The sequence below is a fragment of the Pseudomonas sp. FBCC-B545 genome (assembly GCF_059134095.1).
On sequence record NZ_CP101441.1, the window covers coordinates 2,082,745 to 2,106,757 of the forward strand.

The following is a 24,013-nucleotide window of genomic DNA, read 5'->3' on the forward strand; positions in this document are numbered from 1 at the left end:
ATCCGTGCAGTGACACATTGGTTGCTTTGGACTGATCAGGCCGTCGAAAGAGCAATCGCTTTTTCTAAAACGGCTTGTAACATCTTCTCCGGTGATTGTGCCTTGTTGAAGACGCTCGATGACAATTTATCAGAGTCGTTTTCAGTCGACTGCCTGAGGAGGGCGAGCGGCCCCGATTGTTCTAACTGCTCTTGATAAAGACTTTTTATACCGTCCCTAAAGCCATCAGGGTATGCCGCTTTCTCGACCGCTGGAAGATCATCGAAATAGTCCATGATGCCTTTGAATATTTCACTGTTGTCACCGCCGTTCGTTATATTGGCGTATAACTTGGAAAAATAGGTTTCATCCTGCTTGCTAAGCTCCCCATAGGCGGCATATCGTTCTGCATCCGTATAGGTTCCTGACTCATCATAAACAATATCGCTTAGCCCGTTTCGGGCCATACCTTCAAATGGGTTTGGAAGTTTTTCCGGGGGGAGCTTAGAAAGCCCAATTGCGTAATCCAGTGACCGCTGACCTAACGCCAAGCGGGCAGGGTCGTCTGTTTTGGGAAGTAGATCCTCATTATTAAAATTCCCCCCAGCAATCCGCTGCCCGAAACTGTACATATCGCTCTGACCTTTTGCATATTGTCCTTTTAAATCCCTAGTGGACATAGAGGCTTGTTTATCATCAGCACTACTTAATGCGTACAGTGCCCGTGCAGAATCGGAGATTGTGACGGTCTCCGTCGGCTTGAGAGCGGCATCCCCTGAAGGTGAATTTACAGGGTTGGACGAAGGAGGCTTCTCTTGGGTAGAAACCTTTGCCTGTGTACTTGCTTGATACGATTTAATCGAAATATCCATGGTGATACTCCATACGCTGGCGATAGATCGAGCGCTATCTCCAGCTAGGGTGCCTATACAAATGTCGGATTATTTGATTTCAAATTCGACAGAGTAGTTATAGGGAGGCGCCGATTGAATTGCTGTGATATTGGCGTTGCAAGTAGCCTTTTCGGAACCAGTGCTAGTGCCCATTTTAGTCCAGCTAGGGGTTTTAGTCGTTGGATTGACTTGGTGGCTTGCTGCAAAACGACATTTCTTATTACCTGACGTATAGACGAACCGCATTCCTGAAACCGTATCCGCCACGCTGGTCAGGGCAAATGTTGTCGTTGCAGACGGCAGAATCGTACTGGGGGAGGGGGCTACACTCCCTGAAAAGTACTCGAAAGTGTAGGCGGCTGGACCGGTCGTAGAGTTCTTCACCTTCACGGTGACGATTATGCCTGCCTGGGCAGATGCAATCATAGAGGCGAATAAAGTTGCTGCCCCGAACAGTTTAGCGAATCTCATAAATATCCCTTTAATTTGATAATCACTATGACTCTTGTCCTTGTGCGGTCGTCTTGTATAGAAAAGACAGCAAGACTCAACCTCTATAGCGGCAGGTAACCAGAATTCTTTAAGCCAAGGGTTGCTGTTTTTGACACATCGGATGAATAACGATTTCACAACCTGCAGGAACTAACACATATCCAGCCTGCAACCCTTCAATTTCAATAGCTTGCGCAGTGGTCCTGGTTGCCGCTACCGGCTATCACCTTAGTGGCGAGGAATTGCGCAGCGAGAGCCCTTACCACTGCCGCTGACCTTGCCAGCAGATCCTCCGTTCACCCCAAAGGCGGGTCAGGACTAGGAACTGATTCTGTTGGACGGTGGCCAGTGCCTGGTCGCGTTGCAGCGCTTGAACCCGGCTGGCCAAGCTGAAAACGAGTCTGTTGAAAAGGCAAAGCTTTGCGTACGTCGAGGTGCATCATATCCAGCTAGCAAGCTGGGCCAATCGCCGGAATATGCTGGCGAACATAATAATTGTCGAACTCACTGCTTTCGATGAATTGGAAGCCATGGCGGGTATAAAAGCGATTCGAAGCGCTTTCTTTGAGAGCCCCCACTTTAATAGGAAGCGCAGCTGCATCCGCCTCTTTGAAAATCTGCGTGAGAACAGCAGACCCCACCCCTGATCGTTGCGCGCTCGGCCTTACATACAAGTGGTCGAGCAAGAGTTCATTGTGGTGATGTTTGACCACTACGAACCCCACCCTCTCTCCAGCTGCCTCGATGTAACGTGTGTAGCGAGCTTCAAAGCCGCTAAGAAACCGCTCCCGCGCACGGACCGGATCAAACCGCCCAACACGCTCCAGACTTTCGCGCATGGCCGCAATTCGAATGGCTACAAGATTATCCAAGTCGCTTTGTTGAGCTGGGACCAAAATGATGCGGGAATTTTGATTGGGTGCGACGGGCATAGGGTGTGCTCCAACTACCATCCTGGGGGGCCAGTATAGGGAGCCTGATACTGATGAAGCGACCCGCATGGTATGTTCACGGCATAAATGGAGTAACGGCCCCAGGAAGGAAATTGCAATGCCCGTAGACACCCACCCATTCCGCATTCTCTCGCAACGCCTTAGCATTGAGCCCTTCTGCGAGCAGGACGCTGCTGAGTCCTTCCCTTGCCTCACACCGTCTCTGACTCGCTACATGTCCTGGGAGCCGCCTGCCTCTCTGGAGGAATACGCGCAAGTCTGGAGGCAGTGGCTGCCTGCGATAGCGGATGGCAGCGACATCGTGTTCACGGTCAGGGAGCTGGTGAATGCCCGTTTTACCGGATTGGTCGGGCTGCATCATACCGGCAGTGAAACACCGGAGTTGGGTATCTGGATCCGTGAAGATAGACACGGGCTGGGCTTTGGTGGTGAAGCGGTGCGGGCGGTTGTTCAGTGGGCTAGCAAACGGGTGGCGGCAAAGCACTTTGTCTACCCTGTTGCGACGCAGAATCGTGCGAGTCGACGTATTGCCGAAGCTTTGGGGGGAGTTGTCATTGAGAGGCGGACGTTGGAGAAATATGATTCGGTTGTGTATCAGATACCGGTGGTTTAACTCTGGGTGTCAGGTTGGCCGATTGATGCCCTTTACGAACGGCAGAAATCGGCCAGAAGCAGCCACTCATGATGGACCGCTATCGGCCGACTCTGTTGAAAACAGTCGGATTTTTAACACGCTTCAACTCAGGCACAACCGCCATTGGAGAAATTGGCAGCGAAGGCTGAAGCGGTATGCATAATTCGTTGGTGCCCGATTCGACCCCGGGGAGGTCCACCATTCAAATGAAAAAATTGCGCGTTCTTTTCTTTTGAAGGACGAGAGCCCCCCTAGGACCCTCTGATGTCCGGAGCGGGGCTAAGCGACGTGCCACCATCCCGCCGTCCAGACCTGGATACCACCGACGACACGAAGCCCGCCATTACGAATACACAGATCAACAGTTGTATCGCGATCAGACTACGCACCAACCTTGAATTGCCGACCACATCACCATACGTAGTTGTCGTGGAAATACCGATACTGAAAAAGAGGAAATCCAACCATGATACGGCGTCTAGGCGTTGTTTGCGCCAGGTCTGGGCAACGTCGATGAGTTCTGTACGCTTCTGACTAAGTAGCTCCCAAGCCTGTTCACGCTCACGGGCCTGGGCTTGGGTCTTGTCATGCAGTTGATCCATCTGTGCCATAAGCTGGGGATCGCCAAACTGCCCGATGTCGCTGATGAAATATCGGTAAGCCTCGGCCATTTGTTCAGCCTGAACGACCCGCATCTCTGCAAGCTTCACCCTCAGGTTAGCTTCAGCGACACCATAATCCCGCTCTGACGAGTCACGCTCCGAGAACGCCTTCAAGACTCGCTCGGCATCAACAACACTTCGGCTAGCCTCTGCGGTAATGCCCAGCCGATAATGCTCGCCATTGGCCATGGTGATAGTTTGATTGCGCCTGCCGACCTCGGCGAGCTCTGCGCGACCAGAGTCGACTTGCTGGTCCAACGACCTTACCTTGAGGTCGAGTTCGTTGATTCCGGCTTTGATGCCTGCCAGCTTTGCACTGATCTCACCCAAGTTAGGAGCACCGGTCGTGGCGTGAGTATCCATTTCCTGCCAGGCCAGCAACGGAATATCCGACAGTGGGTCCAAGTTCAGTTCACTGTTAATGATAAAACTGTCTGGCCGGGCGCCCCAGATGGAGTAGTACGCCCCACTAAACAGCAACACGATTGCGAGATAGCTCAACAGCCATCCGTTTATTTTATTGAACACTGCCGACGATTGCCTCCGAACCATTTGAATTTAGACAAGCAAAGCATTTTCTAGGACGCGCATGATAAGTCCTGTGGGCGGCTAGCGCCTGCAATGATAGATGAAAACACTTTTCGTCCTTTTTCGTCCTCGAGAAGATTCGGCACGGATCACGGACTTACGGGGCAGACTTATTTTTCCTACTCTAAAGGACCGCTTCTGGCCGATTGTGTTGAAAAAGTCGGTTTTCCCAAAACACTCGAATATTGATGGATGAAAACACCTCTGTCGCCCGGCGCTACGTGAAATCCGAGTACTGAACCTTCTGCCAAAAATTCAGATTTCAATCTCAGGCGCGTACTTTTCTGGCGTGGAATTCGAAGCCGACTATTTCAACAGAATCGGCCGAAAGCGATCATCGCCTAACCTTAGGCTGTGCCCTTTACCTTGAATACAGCAAAGGACATACCTGTAAGCTATGCAGAAGACCTGCTGCCAACTCTCTCCAGATCCAGCACGATTACCGTACATTCCTAGCGCGACGCATCTAACCACTCTGGTGCAAATTGCCGTCAAAGTCGTATGCTGGAGGCCATTGGCCATTCGGTACTGGCCGGCCGAGGTGCAAGGGACTGATGAACAACCTAAACTTCCAAAATGAAAGCCCGTCCGATGTCGATGTTTTCAAGGGCGAGAGTCACGACCGCGTGGCTCAAGCGATGCATGATTATCTAAAGCCTAAAACCAATCACCGGGTGATTGGATTGGACGGTGAATTCGGTTCAGGGAAGAGCTCGATCCTTCAGATGCTCGAAAAGAAGATCGTTACGGAGAAGTCGAAGACGAAGCTGTGGCTCTTTGACTGCGAGCAGAATTATCAAGGCTCTATCAAAAGCAATTTTATCCAACAACTGACCGAGCAAGTGACAGAACTGCTCAAGACATTGGGTCGAGAAAAGCAAATCGCGGAGGTCGAAACCAGCCGCGACATCGCCTTAGGTCGGCACTACAGCTACACGAAGGACACCCGCAGTCATATCAGTATCTGGGCAGTGCTACTGATCGCAAGTGGTGTACTTACGCCGACCTTTATTCGTGACTATCTAATTCGCCTTCATGGCAGCGATTCTCTCGCCCTAGGGCTCCATGCTCTTTACCTGCTGGCGTGCACAGCGCCTGGCATTATTCTCCTGTTCGCGTATCTGGCTAGCCGACGAGAAGAGGATCCTAAGAAACGCTGGAACTTGGCCAGTCTGCTCAAAGGCAGCTCCGATGATCGAATCACCGAAACTATCGAAGTCAGCAAAGAGGTAAGCCCTCTCGATTTGAAGCAGGCCCTCCGGAAGCAGCTACATGCAGTGAAGGATTACCACATCATCATTGTGATCGATAACTTGGACAGGCTCCCACGGGATGTCTTACGAGCAGTATGGAGCGATCTAGAAATTTTCACGTCCGTCACAGGCGAGGAAAATCTCAGTGTCATAGTGCCATTCTGCTCCACAAAGGTATCCAAATATCTCAATGGTGACAACGAGCAGAGCTACGACTCGAAGGACTTCATCGCCAAAAAGTTCCCTGTGGTGTTCCGTACCCCGCCGATCATCACATCCGGCTGGAAAGATGCATTCAGGAAACTTTGGAGTGAGAGTTTTGGTGCATCCAACCTGTTGGATGCTGATGCGTGCAGCGTGATTCTCCAGCGTCATAGCCCCATGGCTGGCGGGTTGGTGACTCCTCGCCTACAGAAAAGATTCATCAACGACATCGCAACCACACTGCTGGTCACTGCAGATAGACCAAGCGTAGTCTGCATCGCTGCCTACCTGGCAATCTGTAAATATAATGGCGTGGCCATCGAGGAGATGCTGAAAGACCCAGATGCTCCGACGGTCGGTGAGAGCGCTAAGAGCGCCACAGAGGCTGAAGATGAAACCGCCCAAGCCGTGGCGCTGAACATCGATAAAACCAAACGCTCCCTGAAGGCACTTCTGGGAGAGGACATGAAAACAGGCTGGCCCATCCAGATCCTACAGATCCATTTCCAGACATCTTCGGATATCGCCATCGCTGAGCTGATCGACCAGCCACTTGAAGATGCTATCGACTCCCAAGACGGTAAAAGGCTCGCCGCACTTGTCCCTTACTTTGGGTTCAAGGACTCTTTTGTTCGCCGCTTGGAGACACCCGTTTCCCCGGTCAGTCTTCTGAAAACCCTCCATCAAGCGTCTCAAATGGAGGGATGCAGCATTGATGACCTGCTGCCGCACGTGAGTGCGAAATTCGGGAATGGGGATCAGTTAAATACGGTAAGCACAGAACCCGGTTACTTTGAATCCATCAAAGGACTGATTGGGTTAGGCCTACGCAGAGACATCTTCGAGAAAACACTGGCGACTGCCAAAATCGCGTTCGAAGAAATGGCAGAAGAGGCCTATGACCCTGAGTCTGTTGAAGGCTACACAGAGACCATTTCCAGGTACGACAGCTACCTGGATTCTGTGAACGCCCCCTTTGAACCCTTGACCATGGGTGGCGCTGAACTGTTGTTCCATATGGTGATGCCCGATCCAGATCTCAAAAAGATTGATACGAGTAAAATCAGCCTCAACGACAATGGCTTGAGGGACGCAGTGCTGCAACTGGCAGCGACTGAGCATGCAAAGCTGAATCGAGTTCCACTCAATGAAAGCGATTGGCTGCCATGTTTCACAGCCTATTTTGGCCAAAAAATACTGAGCACTATCCCTAGGCCTTATTTCTTAGGTGTTGAGCCCACTGCGGCAGTTACGACGGCAATTGATTTGAACCCTACTGAACATAGGGTCTGGTTCGCAGCAGCCCTGTTCGGAAAGCTTTCCAGCGCGATACCACAGCTGATTCTGGTGCATCTACCTAACGTGAAATCCAACCGCATCAAAGTCTCAATTGCAGTCATGTACATGAGGCTGAACACGGGGGTACCACTAAGCGAGATTCCAGGCATCAAGGAGGCCTTTGAAGCCGAACAGGATTATCTGGACGCGTTGGTTCGGGCAGCGATCATCTCTGAAAACCTCTTCAAACTGACAATTGAAGATGAGTCTTCACACCTAGTGGCACCGATTCTGTCTAGGCTGATTAAGGTCGGAGCCATCGGAAACGTTGCCTCTGACCACGTCTATGAGTCGTATTCGACCCTTGCGGATAGGCTGAGTGGCTACGACCTAACGGATAATGAATTTCTTGATTGGTTCACCTCGTTCAACTTGGCATCCGAGAAAGTACCCGCGCTCCCAGATATCGACACGCTGTTCTTGAGACACGCCCTTGAGGGATCCAACGCCAAGTTGCTGGAGTTGCGAGCCGCCATACTTGATCGAAGCTTTGGGATAGGTATTGATGCTTCTGGATGGACGAACCTCATTGAAGCTGCCAGCACCAATGAGCGAACTGCGTTGAGATACATGATCGACCACAAAATCGATTTTGCGGGTGAGACTTCGGCTCACCAAGCTATGTCCGTCTGGCTTATAGCTGCAGTCAAACAAGCCACGTTCGCCAAACCGCCCTCCACGATCATTCAGAATTCAAAGCTACTGCTCAACCTCTTTGAAAAAGACACCCGCGCCATTACTGGCACCATGCTTCGACCGTCTGTATACGATCTCAAAGTCTCTGTAGAGGCCTCAATCTTTATTCTGGGCGAATACGGCGAGCTGTTGCCGAGCATCACCCCTAGAACACCTGAAGAGGAGGAACGCCTTCTTCAGATACTACTGCAGATGAACAATGATCCTGAGGGCACAAGATCCGCAGCGAGTTTTATAGATTCAAGAGCGTCTCAATTCGCTGATTGGAAAATCTCTAATGAACATAAAGACACGTACGCTTCCCAGGTAACCAAGCTTAAGGAACGCCTCCCAAATATCTACACTAACCTGTCCGAGCAGCATGGGAACAAGGGACGCATGCAGAAATTGGCAAGAGCCCTTTTCGGCAAAGAGTGAAAAATTGAAGTCGTCTGCATCGACTTGACGACACAAAACGTGGGGGAGGAAAGCAGGCGAAACTTCTAGCAGCACTCTGGTAATCAATTATGTAGTGGGTCGGCTTAGAGTCGTGACGTCTAGCGGAGCGGTTTGAGTCGAGACCATGAAGGGCAGTCGGTCGGTTAGGAGGTATAACCGCTATCAGCCAAAGTTGAAGTTGAAGTTGAAGTTGACGTCTGAGCTCAGGGCGTCGCATCTACAGCGAATTATTAAGCGTGTTTACGTACACCATCCAATTTGTTGACATCAACTACCACCTCATACTCTATTGATTGATCCGAAAATAAAACATAGTCTTTTCGGTATCTCGCTTCCAATACGACCCTGTTATTTTCATCAAACCAGTCCTGGCCTAAATAATGAGCATACGCAAATTTTTGGGCGGACTCTAACGATGTAGACCACGCTTGCCCGAAGGAGCGGTTTTCAAGCTCGCTTCTATCGCAGCCTCGATATAGGGTAAAAACCCGAGGCAATGAGTCAATATCGTTTGGCTCAAGCACTTCTGTGAGCACTATTTGGGGGTGCCAACACTCATTTTCTTGACGCGTATAAAGTTGATGCAGGCCATTGTATGCATAACACACAAATGAATGTCGCAAGGCGTCGAGCACCTGAAACGCTTCGCTATTTACTATCTCGTCAGTGATCTCGCAGAAAAGCGCATTTATCAAATCTTCGGCCTGATTGCTTCTGAAGCACGAAAGGTCTCGGTGCAACCCTGACGCCTCAAATGCCTTAATTGCTTCTATGGATCTTGATATTGCGGCTATCGCGACGTCCTTGAACTCCGAAAAGAATGGCTCACTCAGCTTTGACTCAATTGACTCAACAACTACCTTCATGTTTTTCGACATAAAATCACGGTCTGAATATTTAAACATTTACCAGGCTCCCACGATGCAAGAAATCAGCCAGCCGCTTTAGCGAGTCGGCTGCATTCAGTAGTTAGATGTCTCGCATGAAAGCATCAACACCTCGTATGGCCGGCTCAAAATACTCATTTAACTTTTCGCGTGCAGCAAATTTGTTTGAAAGCTCTGCAGGATGTATTGAGTCGCTCCGAATTTCCTAGACGCCGTCGACTGGCTACTTTTGGCCGGTTAGCGACGGTCTGACTTCGACCGTTGCTATGCATGGTCAAACCTCAGTCTGTTCCGCCATCTCCAGAGCGTCATCGACCTCAATCCCCAGATATCGAACAGTGCTCTCCAGCTTCGTATGGCCGAGCAGCAACTGAACCGCCCGTAGGTTCTTCGTCCTGCGATATATCAGTGATGCCTTCGTACGTCTCATTGTGTGTGTGCCATACATGGCTGGATCAAGGCCCACGGCTTTCACCCAGCCTTTGACGATACGAGCGTATTGACGATTAGATAGATGGTCTGAAGTATGCAGCCGGCTAGGAAAAAGGTAGTCCTCGCTGCGTAGCCGGGCCCGATGTATCCAGGCCCCGAGAGCAGATCGTGTTTGCTCAGTGATCTCAAACTGCACTGGCCGCTGTGTTTTCTGCTGCATCACCATGGCTCGTGATGATACGTGCTCGCCATGGGCGACATCGCGCACGCGGAGCTTGGTTAGGTCGCAGGCTCGAAGCTTACTGTCGATGGCCAGATCGAAGAGAGCCAGATCCCGGGTTCTTTCCGCAATTTGAAGCCTTACTCGGATGGCCCAGATATCTCTCAGTCGGAGTGGGGCTTTCTGCCCGACTAGTTTTCCTTTGTTCCAGGGCTGACGGCTGCAGGTAGCGATGATGTTCATGACAAGTCCTCCACGTGTGGAAGGACAAGGATGGCTAATCGGAGCAACGGTCGCTAACCGGCCAAACGGAGCCTGTCAGGCCTGCCTAGAAAACCCGGCGCAATTCGATCAGCTCGGCACCGCCTCAGTCAGCTGATCTCCTTGATTTCGCACGTGGCAAACCTCCCTGTCCAATAAATGCCAGCAGAAATCTGCCACTGGTCAGCAATGCAAATGGGCGATCTGCTTAAAACGATCAACCGGACTTCCCTAGGCAACCCACTCTCCGAAGTGCTCCGGTGATCCTCCCAACTGGCGCTGACGCGATTTTTACCCAGACTGCCGGGATTCATTTACCTACCCGAATACTCAGCGAACCATGTCTTTGCGCGGGATTTCAGCGTGCCATATATGGGGCAGTCAAACTCAGCGACCTGGCTCAAATTCGCATCAGTCCCATCAGGTCGCAACCGTCAGCCTTTGACTGAGAGGCCAAGAAGCAGAAAACAGGTCGGTGAATGCAGAACCCGCGAACTCTTCCACAGCGGCAAAAAATCAATTTCTACAGATTTAATATGAGCGAAGGCATGATGGCATTTTGATTTCCCCTCGTGTACCTTCGTATCAATAAAAAGTGCTGATGGATGAGGAGTACAAAATGGATAATTATTTTCAAGATACAATCTCAAAAATCTATGGCGACGATGATGACTTTGTCGTTATTGGATTGACCGGCCGTACTGGGAGTGGTTGTTCTACAGTGGCAAATATTCTCTCAAGCAAGAAACACGAAATTAGACACTCTCTATTTTCAGGCCACAACCCAAAAGACAATGTTCAAAGAAAGCAAAAAGTTATATTCAATTGTTTCAAGCATAATTGGGAGCCTTTCATAACCATCCAAGCCAGCACCGTTTTGCTAATGATGCTCTCCGAAGTAAGCATCGAAGATTCGGGGGTTTTTATAGGTCGCTCAGGTGACTTGAAAGCTGATACTGCCAAAAAGACCACTGATATCCTAAAGTCTATTCGAGACCAGAAATTTGATTTAGATGATATCAGCTCATTGCGAAGGTTTTATACTGAATTTCTACCGGAGAAAAACTCCGAGCTAAAAACTGTGATGGGTGGGGCAGCATATGTAAAACTATTTCAGCTTATTGGAAATAATTTGCGAAACTCCGGCGACGTTACTTCAGGCGAGGTAGTTAGTGGCAAATTATTTTCATTGGCTGAGCGAATCAATATAATAATCAAGGAGATTCGTAAAGCGAGAGTGGATGGTGACAAAACATTTATAGTGATCGATGCAATAAGAAACCCGTTTGAGGCTATATACTTCCAAGATAGATACTCATCATTTTATCTGATGGCTGTTTCTTGCAATGACGACGAACGTAAGCGGCGATTGCGCGGGCTTGGCTATACAGACGCTGAAATAGATGTTGTTGACAAAGAAGAGTACGGCAAGTTAGATGCGACCAATCAAAAAGCTTATGTTAAGCAAGACATCAAAGCCTGCCTGCAGCGAGCAGACTTACATGTGAGCAACCCGGACTCGGGAAATATGGTCTCGCATTTTAACTCTTTAGCCGACCAGTTGTTGACATTTGTCGCGCTAATGATCAGGCCCGGACTAGTAACGCCTACTCCTTTAGAGCGATGCATGCAAATTGCTTATACCGCAAAACTAAACTCTGGGTGTATCTCAAGGCAAGTAGGTGCTGTAGTAACCGATGTCAATTTTTCAGTGCAGTCTGTTGGTTGGAATGACACACCGTTTGGACAAGTTCCGTGCAGCCTACGTAATCGGTTTGATTTAACGAATGGACATGACCAAGACGCTTATTCAGAATATGAAAAGCTTGATGTTAAATTCATAAGTGCCGCTCTGGCCGGGAATGAAAAATTCTTAAAAGTCGCAAGTGCAGGAAGAAATATCTCCTATTGCTTTAAGGATGAATACAACCAGCTTACAGGAAAGGACAATCAAGTTCACACAAGGTCACTTCACGCAGAAGAAAATGCTTTTCTGCAAATTGCAAAGTATGGTGGAAGAGGCGTTGAAGATGGGAAATTATTCACGACAGCTAGTCCCTGTGAACTATGTTCAAAAAAAGCTTATCAATTAGGGATCAAAGAGATTTATTACATTGATCCTTATCCAGGGATTGCGATGAGTCATATTTTAATGGGAGGTAGTAAAAATCCAAAGCTTGTAATATTCTCCGGCGCTATAGGCAGGGCTTTTCATAACTTATACTCTCCTAAACTCTCATTCAAAGATGAGCTTAACGCTCTCTCACTTTGATTTGCTCTTTGATGCGAGTCGAAAGCAGACCGAGTCGAACGTCTGCTTATGGCCGATAGCAGTCCTTTGCGAAGGGCAGCTTCTGATCGAGAGCAGACGTGGCTGTCGTCATCCAACCCACCCATCACACGCCCATCAAGCCAAATCGCCGAGTCGTTGTAGGTGGCTTATGACGACGCGGCGAGTTATCGAGCTATTGAATTGAAGGGTTAACCATCAGCCAGGGCAGGGCGCTTCGCGGTCAAGGAGTCTGGCGGTAAGCAGTACGCCCAGTTCGCTCAGTTGGTGGATCGCCAGGGCGATGTCGCGGTGTTTGCCGTTGAGGTCTTCGGACAGGTCGAGCAGCAGGGTGCTGACGCTGGTGAAGGTTTCGTAGCTGTTGGTGATGAGGGTTTCGTTGCTGGCGTTGGGGGCAACGGTGAAGAGCGTGGTTGAATCTGATTTGAGCATGTTTGAATTCCCGTTTAGGGCCACCATCCTTTAGCTACTAAACATAAGGGTGGCGGCTGTGCGCAGGTTAGTAGACCGGGGAATCCAAACAAAGCCGGCGCACCCGAAGGTGCCCTGCGCACAGCCACCATCAAACACAAACGCAATGTCTGATCGATGAAGCTTGTGCACATTGTTTGGATAAACCCTCAGGCTACTAAACCCGATCACTGAACAATTCAGCGACCGAGCCACCTTAGAGACGGCCACCCCAGCGCACAAGCCGGCGGATTCTGACGCACGCGTAGGCAATGGAGCAAGCCGTGGCGAAGGAATCGGATTTTGCCTTCAGGCGCTGCGTTATCGTTTGGGTTTTTCGCGAGCAAGCTCGCTCCTACAGGAGTGGGTCAAGAGTGGGTTGTTATCAAGGTGCGGGTAGCTGGACAATAGATGCCGACGAGCCAACAACGAAGCACCAGGCGTGCGAACGTTTGGTTCGCTCAGCTGGGCTCTACAAACTGCAAGATTACTGATCGGAAAAAAGACCAATGCTAGGGAAAGTCAGCAGTAAACATCTCGTCTGGGGCGCGGTCGCGCTCTGCGCGACCCTTCTGTCCGGGTGCGCTACGTCACGCTACGACGGCAAGCACGCGCCGGACCCGAGTAAGGCGATCATTGTGGGTTCGATTGGTGAGAGCTTTCCGATGATGCAGGCCCATGGGCTGGTGGTTGAAATCGACCAACAGGGAGCACCCGGCACCGCAATACGGCTGACGACCTTAGGCAATGAAGATGATCAGCCATCACCCTCTGTGCTGGGCCATTACTTCATGTATGAAGTGCCGCCGGGTGAGTATGAGTACACGCAGTGGCATTACGTGTATTACGCGGGTAAATCGATGGCGCGCCCTGTGCCTGCGGTTTTCTCGGTGAAGGCCGGGGAAACCCTCTATATCGGCGATCTGCGCGCCGATGCCCTGCGCTTTTGCTTGTCCAACGTGAACAATGCCGAGGACACGGTGCAGGCGCTCAAGCGCAAGTACCCGATGCTCAAGGACCGCAACATCGTGAATCTGACGCCGAAGAGCGGTTTTGCGCCTTGGCCGAGTTCTGATGCCACTGACTTCGGTAAAGGGCTGTGCACGATCTGAACCCGGTAACGGTGACAGTCATCAAACCCGACGCCCATTGATTCACGTTCAAGGAATTCATGCATGAAGCGCTCTACGCTACTCTGGGTCGGCCTGTTCGCAGCCCTGGCCTCACTGACCGGCTGCATCAGCGGTCCGGACCTCAAAGGCCAACCGTTCTTCACGTCACCGGCAGAGCCCCGTGCGGATGAGGCCACGGTGTATTTCTATCGCACGGCGGCCAGCATCGGTGACGGGGTGGCCCCGACCATTCAGGTCGATGGCCGCGCTGTCGGCAGCTTGCCTTCCGGTAGTTTTTTCAAGGCCGGCATGCCCGCCGGCAAGCACAGCATCGCCTCCACCTCGCCACCGATCATCAGCGGTATGGTGAACAAGCGTTTCGATATCAACGTCGAGAATGGCAAGGTGTATTACATCGCCGACCAACTCAGCATCTCCGTCTACAAGGACGGGCAGACCTTGGGTGAAGTCGACGAGGGTAGTTTCGGTGGAACAATGTTTTACTCGCGCTACGCGCTTGTGCCTGCCGAGGAAGCGCTGCGTTCTATCAAGTGGTGCCAGGAGTTGCCGGCAACCGCACGGTAACCGGGCGTCCCACTTCGTCAAAAGCCAACTTGCCGAAAGAGAGCAGCCCCACAATACCGCAGCACTGTGGGGTTGCTATGCCAGCGCTTACACCGTGCCGAAACGCACCTCCACCGACAGGCTGCCCCTGTTATCGCTCAGGCCAGCCCCGTAACGTCCGGTCAGGTCGTCATTGATGCACAACTGCAACTCCCCCTGCTGGGCACGCGGCAATTGCGCCTGGTTGCCGACCAGGAACGGCGCGCCGCTGTTGCCGATACGCCCGATCAACGCACCTTCCGCTTGACCGGGCAAGGTATAGCCGGGCTTGGCGGTCAACCTTGAGTTGCCCGCCGCGCCGACCATCCCGGTGCCCGGGTTGGCCGTCCACTGCCCACCGGTGCACACCGCCAGTTGCCAGCTATGCCCGTTGACCTGCACGCCGGTGCCTTGCCAGGCCTGGTTGGCCTGCACCTGCACAGTACGCTTGAGCAGGTCGCTGGCGACCACGTCGGCGGCCTGGAAGGTCAGCGCGGTGATGGTCAAGGTCGGGTTGGCAGTGCCGGTGGTGGGGAACACGCCGTCGCCGACCAGGAACAGGTTGGGGTGGTCCCAGCTGCGCTGGTCCTTGTCTACCACTGACTTGGTGCGGTCCGAGCCCATGCGGTAGGTGCCCATCAGGTGGCCAGCGCCGAAGAACGCGTAGTTCTGGCCGTCGTACTTGAACACCGTTTGCGAGCCGGGCTTGAGTTCAGGGTTCAGGTCGGTCAGCTCGGTGGCGCCCATCAGCTTGGTGATGATATGCGTGGCGGCCAGGCGCGCCTGCTTGAAACCCTCCTTGGTGTAGTCGGATAGTTCGTAGGTGATCTGTGGCCTGATCAGGCCCAAACCGTCGGTGAACCCCTCGGCCCTCTCTACCCGGCACAGCGCTTTGTCAGGATCTTTCTCGACCTGCTCGATCAAGAAGCCCAGGCGGAATTGGCGGGTCAGCACGCTGTTGAGCTGCTGCACCAGCGCCACGCCGGACAACGCCTGGTTATTGGGGTTGGCGCCGCCATGGTTGGTGCCGTCGATGAAATCGCAGACCGAGGTGTAGGGGTCGTTTACCGACCAGTTCCAACCCTCGTTGCCGATCTCGATACGCCAGGCGGCACGCTGGCTGCGGAACGGGCCATCGCGCATGTCCTCGATCCCCGAACTGGACAACGGCCCGCGGAACGGGAACAGCGGCTTGCCTTCGGGCATCAGGCCCCAGGCCAGGTACACCGGGTGATCGGCCAACGCCTGGCCGACCTGGCCGCTGCTGTTGGCGACCCCTTTGGCGCTGTGCGGGCCGATGGAGTTGAGCAGCAGCTTCGGCGTTTCGATCGCGTGGGCGGCGATCACGTAGCGCTTGCCCTGGGCCGTGCCGTTCTGTTGTGTGCCGTTGTTCTGGTACTGGATGAAATCGATACCCGTGACCCCGTTGGCATCGACCTGCACCTGGCTCGCCACGGCCTGGTAGAGGATACGCACATTGCCGGTATCCAGTGCCTTGGCCATGGTCACGGTGGCATCGTACTTGGCCTGGATCGGGCAGATCGGCGTGCAGCTGGTGTTGCCGGCGCACACCCGGCGGCCGTTGTCGCTCTGCGAGTTGCGCCCGGCCGGGGTCTGCCGCACGTTGAGGGTGATGCCCTGGTACTGGGTGCCATCGATGGCCTTGCCCAGGCCCTGGTCGACCAACGACGGCGGGATGCCGTGCATGCTGTATTGATAGCCCTGGGGGAAGGTCACGCCCAGGTAGGTCTGCGACGCGACATCGGCGGAGACGCCTATCTCTTGCTCGGCGCGGCAGTAGGCGGTTTGCAGGTCGTCGTAGCTGATCGGCCAGTCGACCCCGACGTTGTACGCAGTGCGCATGCGAAAGTCGTTGGGCAGCAGGCGCAGGGCCGTGCCCATCCAGTGCCACATGGTGCCGCCGCCTACCCGCTCGTAGGTGCTGGCGAACAGGTGCGGTCCCTTTTGTACCAGATAGCTCTTCTGCACCTTGTCCGGGTCGTCGCTGCCGGCAGTGATCAAGTCCTGGATAGTCGCCCGCGGGGCGAACTGTTTGGCCGGGGTCTGCTCGGTCTGCTCCGGTGGGTAAGGCGACTCGGGCGACTTGAACACGGCAGTGTAGAAACGCTCCAGGTACTCGCTGCGGTTAGGCGGGATCGCCGGGCCCGACTCGAGCACCAGCACTTTCAAGCCGGCCAGGCCCAACTGATAGGCCATGACGCTGCCGGCCATGCCGGCGCCCACGACGATCACATCGGCGGTTTCGATGTTCTGGGTGTGTAGAGTGCTCATGGTTGCTGCCCTTCCTTGGCGTCGACACCGGTGAATTGCTTGAGGGTCGGTGGCTGCTCGGCCCAGTAGCCGAAGTGGTACTGGCTGTAGCCCATGGGGTGGGATTGGGCGATTTTCCACGCCCAGCTTTCCTTGTAGGCCTGGTCGGAGACCACGCGGGTGTCACCTGTGTGGGCGTTGCCTTGGACATAAGGCTGGTACCAGCTGCCAAGCAGCCACAGCTTCATGATCGAGCGGGCGCCCTGGGCGATCTGCGGGTCCGAGTTGCCGAGCACGGCGCTGGCGATTTGCGCAGGCGGTTGGTTCTTGATGCTGGCGTACAGCCCCAGCAGGTTGCTGAACGCAGCAGTGCCCATGCCTTGCTGGGCAGTGGCGAAGAACAGCGGCGGCAGTTTGATCGGGTCGGGGGAAGGCGCCAGCAGTTTGGCTGACAGGCCAGTGAGCACAGCGGACAGGTCGATGAAGTCTTGCAGGTTCGGGTCGCTCATGGCATCACTCCTTGGCGCCAGTGGATTGGGCACGTTCAAGCAGGAAGGTGAAATCGGCGAAGCTGGTGCGCGGGGACTGGGTCACCCGGGTGGTCGCGTTGTTGTGGCACTCCATACAGCTGGACGAGGCCTGTGGCGTGGTGCCCTGGTTGTAGGTTTCCAGGGTCGCGTTGGCCAGGAAGGACGGGGCGGGTGTGCCCAGCGGGTTGGTTGGCGACGGCAGTTGGCAGTCATCGGCGGGGGCGGTCGGCCACTGGGTGCTGATCAGCTGGTAGTTGGCCCACACCGTGCCCTTCAGCGCGCCTTGCCACTGCGCGTTGAGCTGGTGGGTCGCGGCGGTGAGCGGTATTTCCCGCACGATCTGCGACGGCGTGGCTTTCTTCGACGGGTCCCACGGCCGCGCTGGCGGCTCGTTCACCGGGCGGTCGCTGGCTTGGGCGTCGTAGAACAGGTAGGGGCCCTTGCGCTCGTTCATCGGCGTGGTCTTTTCCGGCACGTTGCGCATGTGCTCGAAGCTCGACCACACCCACTGCGGCGCATCTTTGGTCTTGTGCACAATGTGCAGGCCGACCAGCCCGACTTTCTGCGCACTGCACGACTCGGGGATCACCGCGCCCGTGTTCGGGTCGGTGTTGCCCGGGGTGTAGACCAAGGCGTCGACGGCGTGGAATTCCTGCGGGTTGTCGTTGCCGCCGAGCACCTTCCAGGCCGACTTGACCATGATCGCGCCGACCTGCTGGGTCTCCTTCGTGCCGCAGGAGAAGGCAATGCGGTTGTCGGCCTTGCTCAGGAACGCTTGCTGGCCTTCCTTGCTGTAGAGACCCTTGTTGACGATGTCGTCGAACATCGGCTGGTTGACCATGATCGCGTTGCGCGTGTAGGTGCCGTTCTGGTCCACCAGCGGGCCGGTCTTGAACGGCTGGATGAATTCGTCGAGCACACCGGCGACCTTGCCCATCTGTTGCAGTACGGGCAGGTCACCCTTGCCTTGGCAGGCGGCGGGTGGCGGCGTGTGCTGGTCCCAGGCGAGCGGCTTCTGGCCTTGGGGCAGGAAAATCGCGTAGCTCTCCTTCCACGACTCCCAAACCGTCTGCCCCGGCGCGCCGATTTTCACCGAGGTGTCGGCGCTGCCGTCGGCCTTTGCGGGCCAGTTCAGGGCGACGAAGGTCTGCCACGAAAGCACGTCGAACTCGTGTTGCAGGTTGTCCAGGGTGAAGGGAGGGTTGGCAGTGACGTCGAAGGGTATCGCAGGGGACAGCACTGGCGGGCCGGCCGCATCGGCCATGGCGAGCGCGCTGGTGAAGCTTGCACCCAGGCACGCCAACCGTTTCAAGGTTATTTTCATTATCGTCTCCTCAGCAGATAAAGCGTCGGGACGACGAGGCGTACTGGCCCTTCATGGACCGAATGTTCAGCGTTATCCCTTACGCTAGGCTGAAGGCTAGCCGTTGCGTCAGTACCCTCAGAAATATCCGACTAAAGGTAGGGATAAGCAGGATCGCCGCACGGCGTGGCTTGGGGTTTTCGCGAGCAAGCTCGCTCCTACAGGAGTGACATGTTGGGGGTGGTATGGTTGCGCCAGACTATGGAGGACTGAACTTGACATTGACTGTCGACACCTTGTTCGAATTGGCCATGGCTAACCCGCTCAATGCCCAAATCACGGCGCGCCTGCCGGACCTTGGGGTGCAGCAGTGCCTGCTCACCGCGGGTTGTCTGTTCCAGGCGGTGTGGAATCATCAGGCGAATCTGCCGGCTGATCAGGGCGTGAAGGACTACGATGTTTTTTACTTCGACACAGACCTGTCCTACGAGGCGGAAGACGCGGTGATTCGTGCGGCGCAGGCGCTGTTCCAGGACCTGGGGGTGAATGTGGAGGTCAGGAATCAGGCCCGTGTGCACCTTTGGTACCCTGAGCGATTCGGCCGGCCCTATCCGCAATTGCACTCGGCCAGGCAGGGGGTTGATCGTTACCTGGTGGCGGGCACTTGCATCGCGTTGGATATCACCACCGGCGAGGTGTATGCACCCTATGGGCTAGAGGATGTGGAGCAGGGCGTGCTGCGCATCAACCCACTGCATCCCGAACCGCAGCTGTTTTTGCACAAGGCCAGAAGTTATCAGGCGCGCTGGCCCTGGCTCAGGATCGTCGAGCCAGGCTTAGCCGAGTAAGCCGCCGAGCATGCCGCAACCTATCACCACCAGCCAGGGCGGCAGCTTCCAGACCATCAGCGCGACCAATGCGAGCACGGCCAGGGCAAAGTCATACCCGTTGAAAATCGCGCTGGTCCACACCGGCCGGTACAGCGCCGCCAGCAACAGCCCAACCACCGCCGCATTCACCCCGGCCAGTGCCGCCTGGGTGCGCGGGCTTGTGCGCAGGCTGGCCCAGAAGGGCAAGGCGCCGCAGATCAGCAGGAACGAAGGGGCGAAGATCGCCAGCAGGGCGATCACGCCGCCGAGCCAACCGCTGGGGGCGTGGGTCATCGAGGCGCCGAGGAAGGCGGCGAAGGTGAACAGCGGGCCGGGCACGGCTTGGGTGGCGCCGTAGCCGGCGAGGAATACGTCATTGCTCACCCACTGCGGCGGCACCACTTCAGCTTGCAGCAGCGGCAGCACCACGTGGCCGCCGCCGAACACCAGGGCGCCGGTGCGGTAGAAGGCGTCCACCAGGGCGAGGACGGGATTGGGCAGCCCGTCGGCCAGGATCGGCAAGCCCACCAATAGCACCACGAACAGCACCAGCCATATGGCCCCGGCGCGGCGGCTGATGGCGATGGGCAGGCTGTCGGGCTCGGTCTGGGTTTGGGGCTTGAACAGCAGCAGGCCGGCCACGCCTGCGGCGGCGATTACCCCGACCTGGCTCCAGGCGGATGGCGCCAGCAGCACGATGCATGCGGCGATCAGCATCAGCGTGAGCTTCACGGCACCTCGGCATAGGTTGCGCGCCATGCCCCACACGGCCTGGGCGACGACGGCCACGGCGACGACCTTGAGGCCATGCAAGGCGCCACCGGGGATGGCGGTGCCGTAGTGCGAGAGGCCGACGGCAAAGAGAATCAGGGCGATGGCCGACGGCAAGGTAAACCCGGCCCAGGCCGCTGCGGCGCCGCCGTAGCCTGCGCGGGACAAGCCCAGGGCAATGCCGACCTGGCTGCTGGCCGGGCCGGGGAGGAACTGGCACAAGGCGACCAGTTCAGCGTAGCTGCGCTCGCTCAACCATTGCCGCCGAGTGACGAACGCCTCGCGGAAATAGCCCAGGTGCGCAATCGGCCCGCCGAAGGAGGTCAAGCCCAGGCGCAGGAAGATCAGGAACACCGACCAGGGGCTGTCAGGGCGATCGGTAGGTGAGTTGGCCAAGGTCGGGTGCTCTGCTGGTGGGGTAGGCGTAGCCGGTATTTTGCAGACCATACCCAATTTTCATGACGTGCAGAAGAGACGGCGTTTTTGACCTATTCATTGAATTTATCGGTGGTGGCTTGAGTCATTGAAGCATAGCGTTGCTTTCACCCACCCGACCTCAAGGACTGACCATGACCTTCTTTATCTTCCTCCTGGCCTGCGCCGCCGCCGCCAGTACCGGTGTGATCTTCAAGCCCGGCGCCTGGTACGAATCCCTGGTCAAGCCCAGCTTTACTCCGCCTAACTGGCTGTTTCCGGTGGCATGGACAATCATCTATCTGCTGCTGGCCTGGGCCGGTTACCGCTTGAGCCTGATCCCCGGCAGCCAAATGGTGCTGGCGCTGTGGGCGGCGCAGATTGCCCTGAATACCTTGTGGACACCGGTGTTCTTCGGCGCCCACCGACTGCTGGCCGGGATGGTGATTATCGTGCTGCTGTGGCTCACCGTGGCGGCGATGGTGGTGCTGGCCGTGCGCCTGGACCTGATCACCGGTTTGATCCTGTTCCCTTACCTCGCCTGGTTGTGTGTAGCCGCGGCGTTGAACTTCTCGATCCTGCGCAATAACCGCTGATGACCTACCAACATTGGCCGGCCAGCGAGCCGGAACTGGCCCAGATGCGCCGCTTCAATCAGAAGCTTGGGTGGATGCCGCGCTTTAAAATCCGCAACCGCGTCACGCCGCGTCTGATCCAGGCGCTGTTGCGCGCCAGTCAAACGCTGAAGAAGGCGCCCGTGGCAGAACGCAAAAAGGTGGGCTCGGTGCCGGTGCGCATCCTGCGGCCCAGCGGCAAGCCCAAAGGCGTAGTGCTGGATATCCACGGTGGCGGCTGGGTGATCGGCAATGCGCAGATGGATGACGACCTCAACCTCGGCATGGTCAACGCCTGCGGCGTGGCGGTGGTGTCGGTGGATTATCGGCTGGCGGTGGACACGCCGATAGAAGGGCTGCTGGAAGACTGCCTGGTCGCTGCACGCTGGCTTCTGGGGGATTGCCCGGAGTTTGCCGACCTGCCGGTGTTCGTCGTCGGCGAGTCGGCCGGCGGGCACTTGGCGGCGGCCACGTTGCTGGCGCTCAAGCAGTGGCCGGAGTTGCTCGAGCGGGTAAGCGGCGCGGTGTTGTATTACGGCGTCTACGACTTGACCGGCACGCCGAGCGTGCGCACGGCAGGGCCGGATACCTTGTTGCTGGACGGGCCGGGCATGGTCGAGGCGCTACGCATGCTGACGCCGGGCATCACCGACGAGGCGCGCCGGCAGCCGCCGTTGTCGCCGTTGTACGGGGACTTCGCGGGGTTGCCGCCAGCGCTGATGTTTGTGGGCGAGTTGGACCCGCTCAAAGACGACACGCTGCTGATCGCCGAGCGCTGGGGCGGGGCAGAAGCGCATCTGCTGCCGGAGGCGGCCCATGGTTTCATTCATTTTCCATTGGCGATGGCAGACAACGTGTTGGCCTACAGCCGCAAATGGATAACGCAGCACCTGCATCAAGTAGGAACTAAAAAGCTGATCGCCGAGTCAGGTTAATCAGTTGCGCCTTCTTCCCTTACAAGGATTCCCGCATGCGTGCCTACACCCTGAACTACCTTTTCAATGATGAGCCTCGCACTCACAGCTTCGACCTCAAGCAGCTTGAATTGCCCAAGCATGAGGCGGCGATGCATTTGCTGGCATTGCATTTCGGCGATGCGGAAAACGGCCTGATCATGCCTGCCGCGGATGCAACGCCGGAGGAGGTCCTGGAGCAGGCGCAGGTGGTGGGGATCACACGGATCGAGGTGGTATGAGGCCGAAAATCCAGGTCGTCACCCTGGCTGATCTGCCCGAAGTACTCAGCTTCGCGTTGCAGGCACGTGATGAACTGTTCCCAAAGCTCAGCGCAACCGGGATACCGGATGACCTGGCGCAGTTCGAAACTATTTACCTGCAGGGCGACGGGCAGTTTCTGATTGCTCGTGCCGAAGGCCAGATCGTTGCGGCGGTGGGTTACCTGCCGTACGACGGCCGCTTTGCACAGTTGAACTACCAGGGCTGCAAGACAGTGGAGGTGGTGCGCCTGTACGTACATCCGGCATTTCGTCGCTGCGGCCTGGCGGGTGAGCTATACCGTTCGCTGGAGGCGCTGGCGCGGGCGGACGGGGTGGAGGTGGTTTACCTGCATACCCACCCGTTTCTCCCCGGGGCGATTGATTTCTGGATCCGGCAAGGATTCGAGGTAGTGAATGTGGAAGCTGACCCGGTATGGCAGACCACCCATATGCACCGGCTTCTGTAGATCAAATGCGGGAAGGGCGGTACGCCGCCGCCGGCCTGACTGACACACCTCGGTCAAATGTGGGAGGGGGCTTGCCCCCGATGGCGGTGGGTCAGCCCCAGGTGTATTCACTGACACTCCCTCATCGGGAGCAAGCCCCCTCCCACATTTGTCCCAGGTGTGTCAGGTAGGGCGTCGCTGCGGTCTGGCGGGTGAGCTATACCGATCGCTGGAAGCGCGGGCGCGGGCGGACGGGGTGGAAGTGGTTTACCTGCATACCCACCCGTTTCTGCCCGGGGCGATTGATTTCTGGATCCGGCAAGGATTCGAGGTGGTGGATGTGGAAGCTGACCCGGTATGGCAGACCACCCATATGCACCGGTCTCTGTAGATCAAATGTGGCAGGGGCGATGCGACGATTACGGGTACGCCGCCGCCGGCCTGACTGACACGCCTCGGTCAAATGTGGGAGGGGGCTTGCCCCCGATGGTGGTGGGTCAGCCCCAGGTGTATTCACTGACACTCCCTCATCGGGGGCAAGCCCGCTCCCACATTTGTCCCAGGTGTGTCAGGTAGGGCGTCGATGCGGCTAGCGGGTGAGCTTTACCGTTCGCTGGAAGCGCGGGCGCGGGCGGACGGGGTGGAGGTGGTTTACCTGCATACCCACCCGTTTCTGCCCGGGGCGATTGATTTCTGGATCCGGCAAGGATTCGAGGTGGTGAATGCGGAAGCTGACCCGGTATGGCAGACCACCCATATGCACCGGTCTCTGTAGATCAAATGTGGCAGTGGCGATGCGACGATCACGGGTACGCCGCTGGCGGCCTGACTGACACACCTCGGTCAAATGTGGGAGGGGGCTTGCCCCCGATGGCGGTGGGTCAGCCCCAGGTGTATTCACTGACACTCCCTCATCGGGAGCAAGCCCCCTCCCACATTTGTCCCAGGTGTGTCAGGTAGGGCGTCGCTGCGGTCTGGTGGGTGAGTTATACCGTTCGCTGGAGGCACTGGCGCGGGCGGACGGGGTGGAAGTGGTTTACCTGCATACCCACCCGTTTCTGCCCGGGGCGATTGATTTCTGGATCCGGCAAGGATTCGAGGTGGTGGATGTGGAAGCTGATCCGGTATGGCAGACCACCCGTATGCACCGGCCTCTGTAGATCAAATGTGGCAGGGGCGGCGGCCTGGCTGACA

The 24,013-nt window shown here is 55.9% G+C and carries 21 protein-coding genes and 3 pseudogenes; 13 read left to right on the plus strand and 11 right to left on the minus strand.

Annotation, left to right across the window (positions count from 1 at the left end):
- Nucleotides 1-35: 35 nt before the first annotated feature.
- From NMB39_RS09655 to NMB39_RS09665, 3 genes are all read right to left on the minus strand, one after another.
- Nucleotides 36-851, minus strand: a complete 816-nt coding sequence (locus NMB39_RS09655) for a hypothetical protein (RefSeq protein WP_494339350.1) — start codon at nt 849-851, stop codon at nt 36-38.
- Nucleotides 852-920: 69 nt separating this feature from the next.
- On the minus strand, nt 921-1,343 hold the full coding sequence (locus NMB39_RS09660) for a hypothetical protein (protein WP_494339349.1): 423 nt from the start codon (nt 1,341-1,343) through the stop codon (nt 921-923).
- Nucleotides 1,344-1,813: 470 nt separating this feature from the next.
- Nucleotides 1,814-2,296: a GNAT family N-acetyltransferase gene (locus NMB39_RS09665; RefSeq protein WP_494339348.1), complete on the minus strand. Its 483-nt coding sequence runs from the start codon at nt 2,294-2,296 to the stop codon at nt 1,814-1,816.
- Nucleotides 2,297-2,414: 118 nt separating this feature from the next.
- Between NMB39_RS09665 and NMB39_RS09670 the strand changes: the two genes are divergently transcribed.
- Entirely contained in the window at nt 2,415-2,930 is a 516-nt protein-coding gene (locus NMB39_RS09670) for a GNAT family N-acetyltransferase (protein ID WP_494339347.1), read from the plus strand.
- A gap of 272 nt (nt 2,931-3,202) precedes the next feature.
- On the opposite strand, the gene NMB39_RS09675 is transcribed toward NMB39_RS09670, so the two are convergent.
- Nucleotides 3,203-4,114, minus strand: coding sequence for an ion channel (locus NMB39_RS09675; RefSeq protein WP_494339346.1), 912 nt, complete (start codon nt 4,112-4,114; stop codon nt 3,203-3,205).
- 641 nt (nt 4,115-4,755) lie between these two features.
- On the opposite strand from NMB39_RS09675, the gene NMB39_RS09680 reads away from it, so the two are divergent.
- Nucleotides 4,756-8,109, plus strand: a complete 3,354-nt coding sequence (locus tag NMB39_RS09680) for a P-loop NTPase fold protein (RefSeq protein ID WP_494339345.1) — start codon at nt 4,756-4,758, stop codon at nt 8,107-8,109.
- Between the two features lie 251 nt (nt 8,110-8,360).
- On the opposite strand, the gene NMB39_RS09685 is transcribed toward NMB39_RS09680, so the two are convergent.
- The gene (locus NMB39_RS09685) at nt 8,361-9,035 is read right to left on the minus strand and encodes a hypothetical protein (RefSeq protein WP_494339344.1); all 675 of its coding nucleotides are present in this window, start codon (nt 9,033-9,035) and stop codon (nt 8,361-8,363) included.
- A 256-nt stretch (nt 9,036-9,291) separates the two neighbouring features.
- Nucleotides 9,292-9,912 (minus strand): tyrosine-type recombinase/integrase, encoded by a 621-nt coding sequence (locus NMB39_RS09690; protein ID WP_494339343.1) that lies wholly within the window; start codon nt 9,910-9,912, stop codon nt 9,292-9,294.
- A gap of 637 nt (nt 9,913-10,549) precedes the next feature.
- Between NMB39_RS09690 and NMB39_RS09695 the strand changes: the two genes are divergently transcribed.
- Nucleotides 10,550-12,202, plus strand: coding sequence for a hypothetical protein (locus tag NMB39_RS09695; protein WP_494339342.1), 1,653 nt, complete (start codon nt 10,550-10,552; stop codon nt 12,200-12,202).
- Nucleotides 12,203-12,418: 216 nt separating this feature from the next.
- Here the strand turns inward: NMB39_RS09695 and NMB39_RS09700 are convergent, their stop codons facing one another.
- The gene (locus NMB39_RS09700; protein WP_281914632.1) at nt 12,419-12,652 is read right to left on the minus strand and encodes a DUF6124 family protein; all 234 of its coding nucleotides are present in this window, start codon (nt 12,650-12,652) and stop codon (nt 12,419-12,421) included.
- Between the two features lie 527 nt (nt 12,653-13,179).
- Between NMB39_RS09700 and NMB39_RS09705 the strand changes: the two genes are divergently transcribed.
- Together NMB39_RS09705 and NMB39_RS09710 are read left to right on the plus strand one after the other, a co-directional pair.
- Nucleotides 13,180-13,782, plus strand: a complete 603-nt coding sequence (locus NMB39_RS09705) for a hypothetical protein (RefSeq protein WP_494339341.1) — start codon at nt 13,180-13,182, stop codon at nt 13,780-13,782.
- Between the two features lie 63 nt (nt 13,783-13,845).
- Nucleotides 13,846-14,367, plus strand: coding sequence for a DUF2846 domain-containing protein (locus tag NMB39_RS09710; RefSeq protein ID WP_057024613.1), 522 nt, complete (start codon nt 13,846-13,848; stop codon nt 14,365-14,367).
- A gap of 87 nt (nt 14,368-14,454) precedes the next feature.
- On the opposite strand, the gene NMB39_RS09715 is transcribed toward NMB39_RS09710, so the two are convergent.
- From NMB39_RS09715 to NMB39_RS09725, 3 genes are read right to left on the minus strand one after another with little or no spacing between them, the layout of a single operon-like run.
- On the minus strand, nt 14,455-16,677 hold the full coding sequence (locus NMB39_RS09715) for a GMC oxidoreductase (protein WP_494339340.1): 2,223 nt from the start codon (nt 16,675-16,677) through the stop codon (nt 14,455-14,457).
- The gene (locus NMB39_RS09720) at nt 16,674-17,165 is read right to left on the minus strand and encodes a sorbitol dehydrogenase (protein WP_198720696.1); all 492 of its coding nucleotides are present in this window, start codon (nt 17,163-17,165) and stop codon (nt 16,674-16,676) included. The genes NMB39_RS09715 and NMB39_RS09720 overlap by 4 nt, the downstream gene beginning before the upstream one ends.
- Nucleotides 17,166-17,169: 4 nt before the next feature.
- Nucleotides 17,170-18,510: a cytochrome C gene (locus NMB39_RS09725; RefSeq protein ID WP_494339339.1), complete on the minus strand. Its 1,341-nt coding sequence runs from the start codon at nt 18,508-18,510 to the stop codon at nt 17,170-17,172.
- Nucleotides 18,511-18,764: 254 nt separating this feature from the next.
- Between NMB39_RS09725 and NMB39_RS09730 the strand changes: the two genes are divergently transcribed.
- A complete protein-coding gene (locus NMB39_RS09730) occupies nt 18,765-19,337 on the plus strand; it encodes a nucleotidyltransferase family protein (protein WP_198720698.1) in 573 nt (190 codons plus the stop codon).
- Here NMB39_RS09730 and chrA read toward each other — a convergent pair.
- Nucleotides 19,326-20,525: a chromate efflux transporter gene (chrA, locus tag NMB39_RS09735; protein ID WP_464006404.1), complete on the minus strand. Its 1,200-nt coding sequence runs from the start codon at nt 20,523-20,525 to the stop codon at nt 19,326-19,328. The genes NMB39_RS09730 and chrA overlap by 12 nt on opposite strands.
- 173 nt (nt 20,526-20,698) lie before the next feature.
- On the opposite strand from chrA, the gene tspO reads away from it, so the two are divergent.
- The 7 genes and pseudogenes from tspO to NMB39_RS09770 form a co-directional block, all read left to right on the plus strand.
- Complete coding sequence (tspO, locus tag NMB39_RS09740; RefSeq protein WP_043047529.1) at nt 20,699-21,139, plus strand: tryptophan-rich sensory protein TspO; 441 nt, start codon at nt 20,699-20,701, stop codon at nt 21,137-21,139.
- Entirely contained in the window at nt 21,139-22,092 is a 954-nt protein-coding gene (locus tag NMB39_RS09745; protein ID WP_367236550.1) for an alpha/beta hydrolase, read from the plus strand. Before tspO ends, NMB39_RS09745 begins: the two co-directional genes overlap by 1 nt.
- Before the next feature lie 35 nt (nt 22,093-22,127).
- Complete coding sequence (locus tag NMB39_RS09750) at nt 22,128-22,352, plus strand: hypothetical protein (protein WP_068967490.1); 225 nt, start codon at nt 22,128-22,130, stop codon at nt 22,350-22,352.
- Complete coding sequence (locus tag NMB39_RS09755; protein WP_367236549.1) at nt 22,349-22,840, plus strand: GNAT family N-acetyltransferase; 492 nt, start codon at nt 22,349-22,351, stop codon at nt 22,838-22,840. Before NMB39_RS09750 ends, NMB39_RS09755 begins: the two co-directional genes overlap by 4 nt.
- Nucleotides 22,841-23,012: 172 nt before the next feature.
- Nucleotides 23,013-23,210, plus strand: a pseudogene (locus NMB39_RS09760) (GNAT family N-acetyltransferase); the annotation flags it as partial.
- Nucleotides 23,211-23,408: 198 nt separating this feature from the next.
- A pseudogene (locus NMB39_RS09765) lies at nt 23,409-23,594 on the plus strand (GNAT family N-acetyltransferase); the annotation flags it as partial.
- Between the two features lie 187 nt (nt 23,595-23,781).
- Nucleotides 23,782-23,979 (plus strand): annotated as a pseudogene (locus tag NMB39_RS09770) (GNAT family N-acetyltransferase); the annotation flags it as partial.
- Nucleotides 23,980-24,013: the final 34 nt, after the last annotated feature.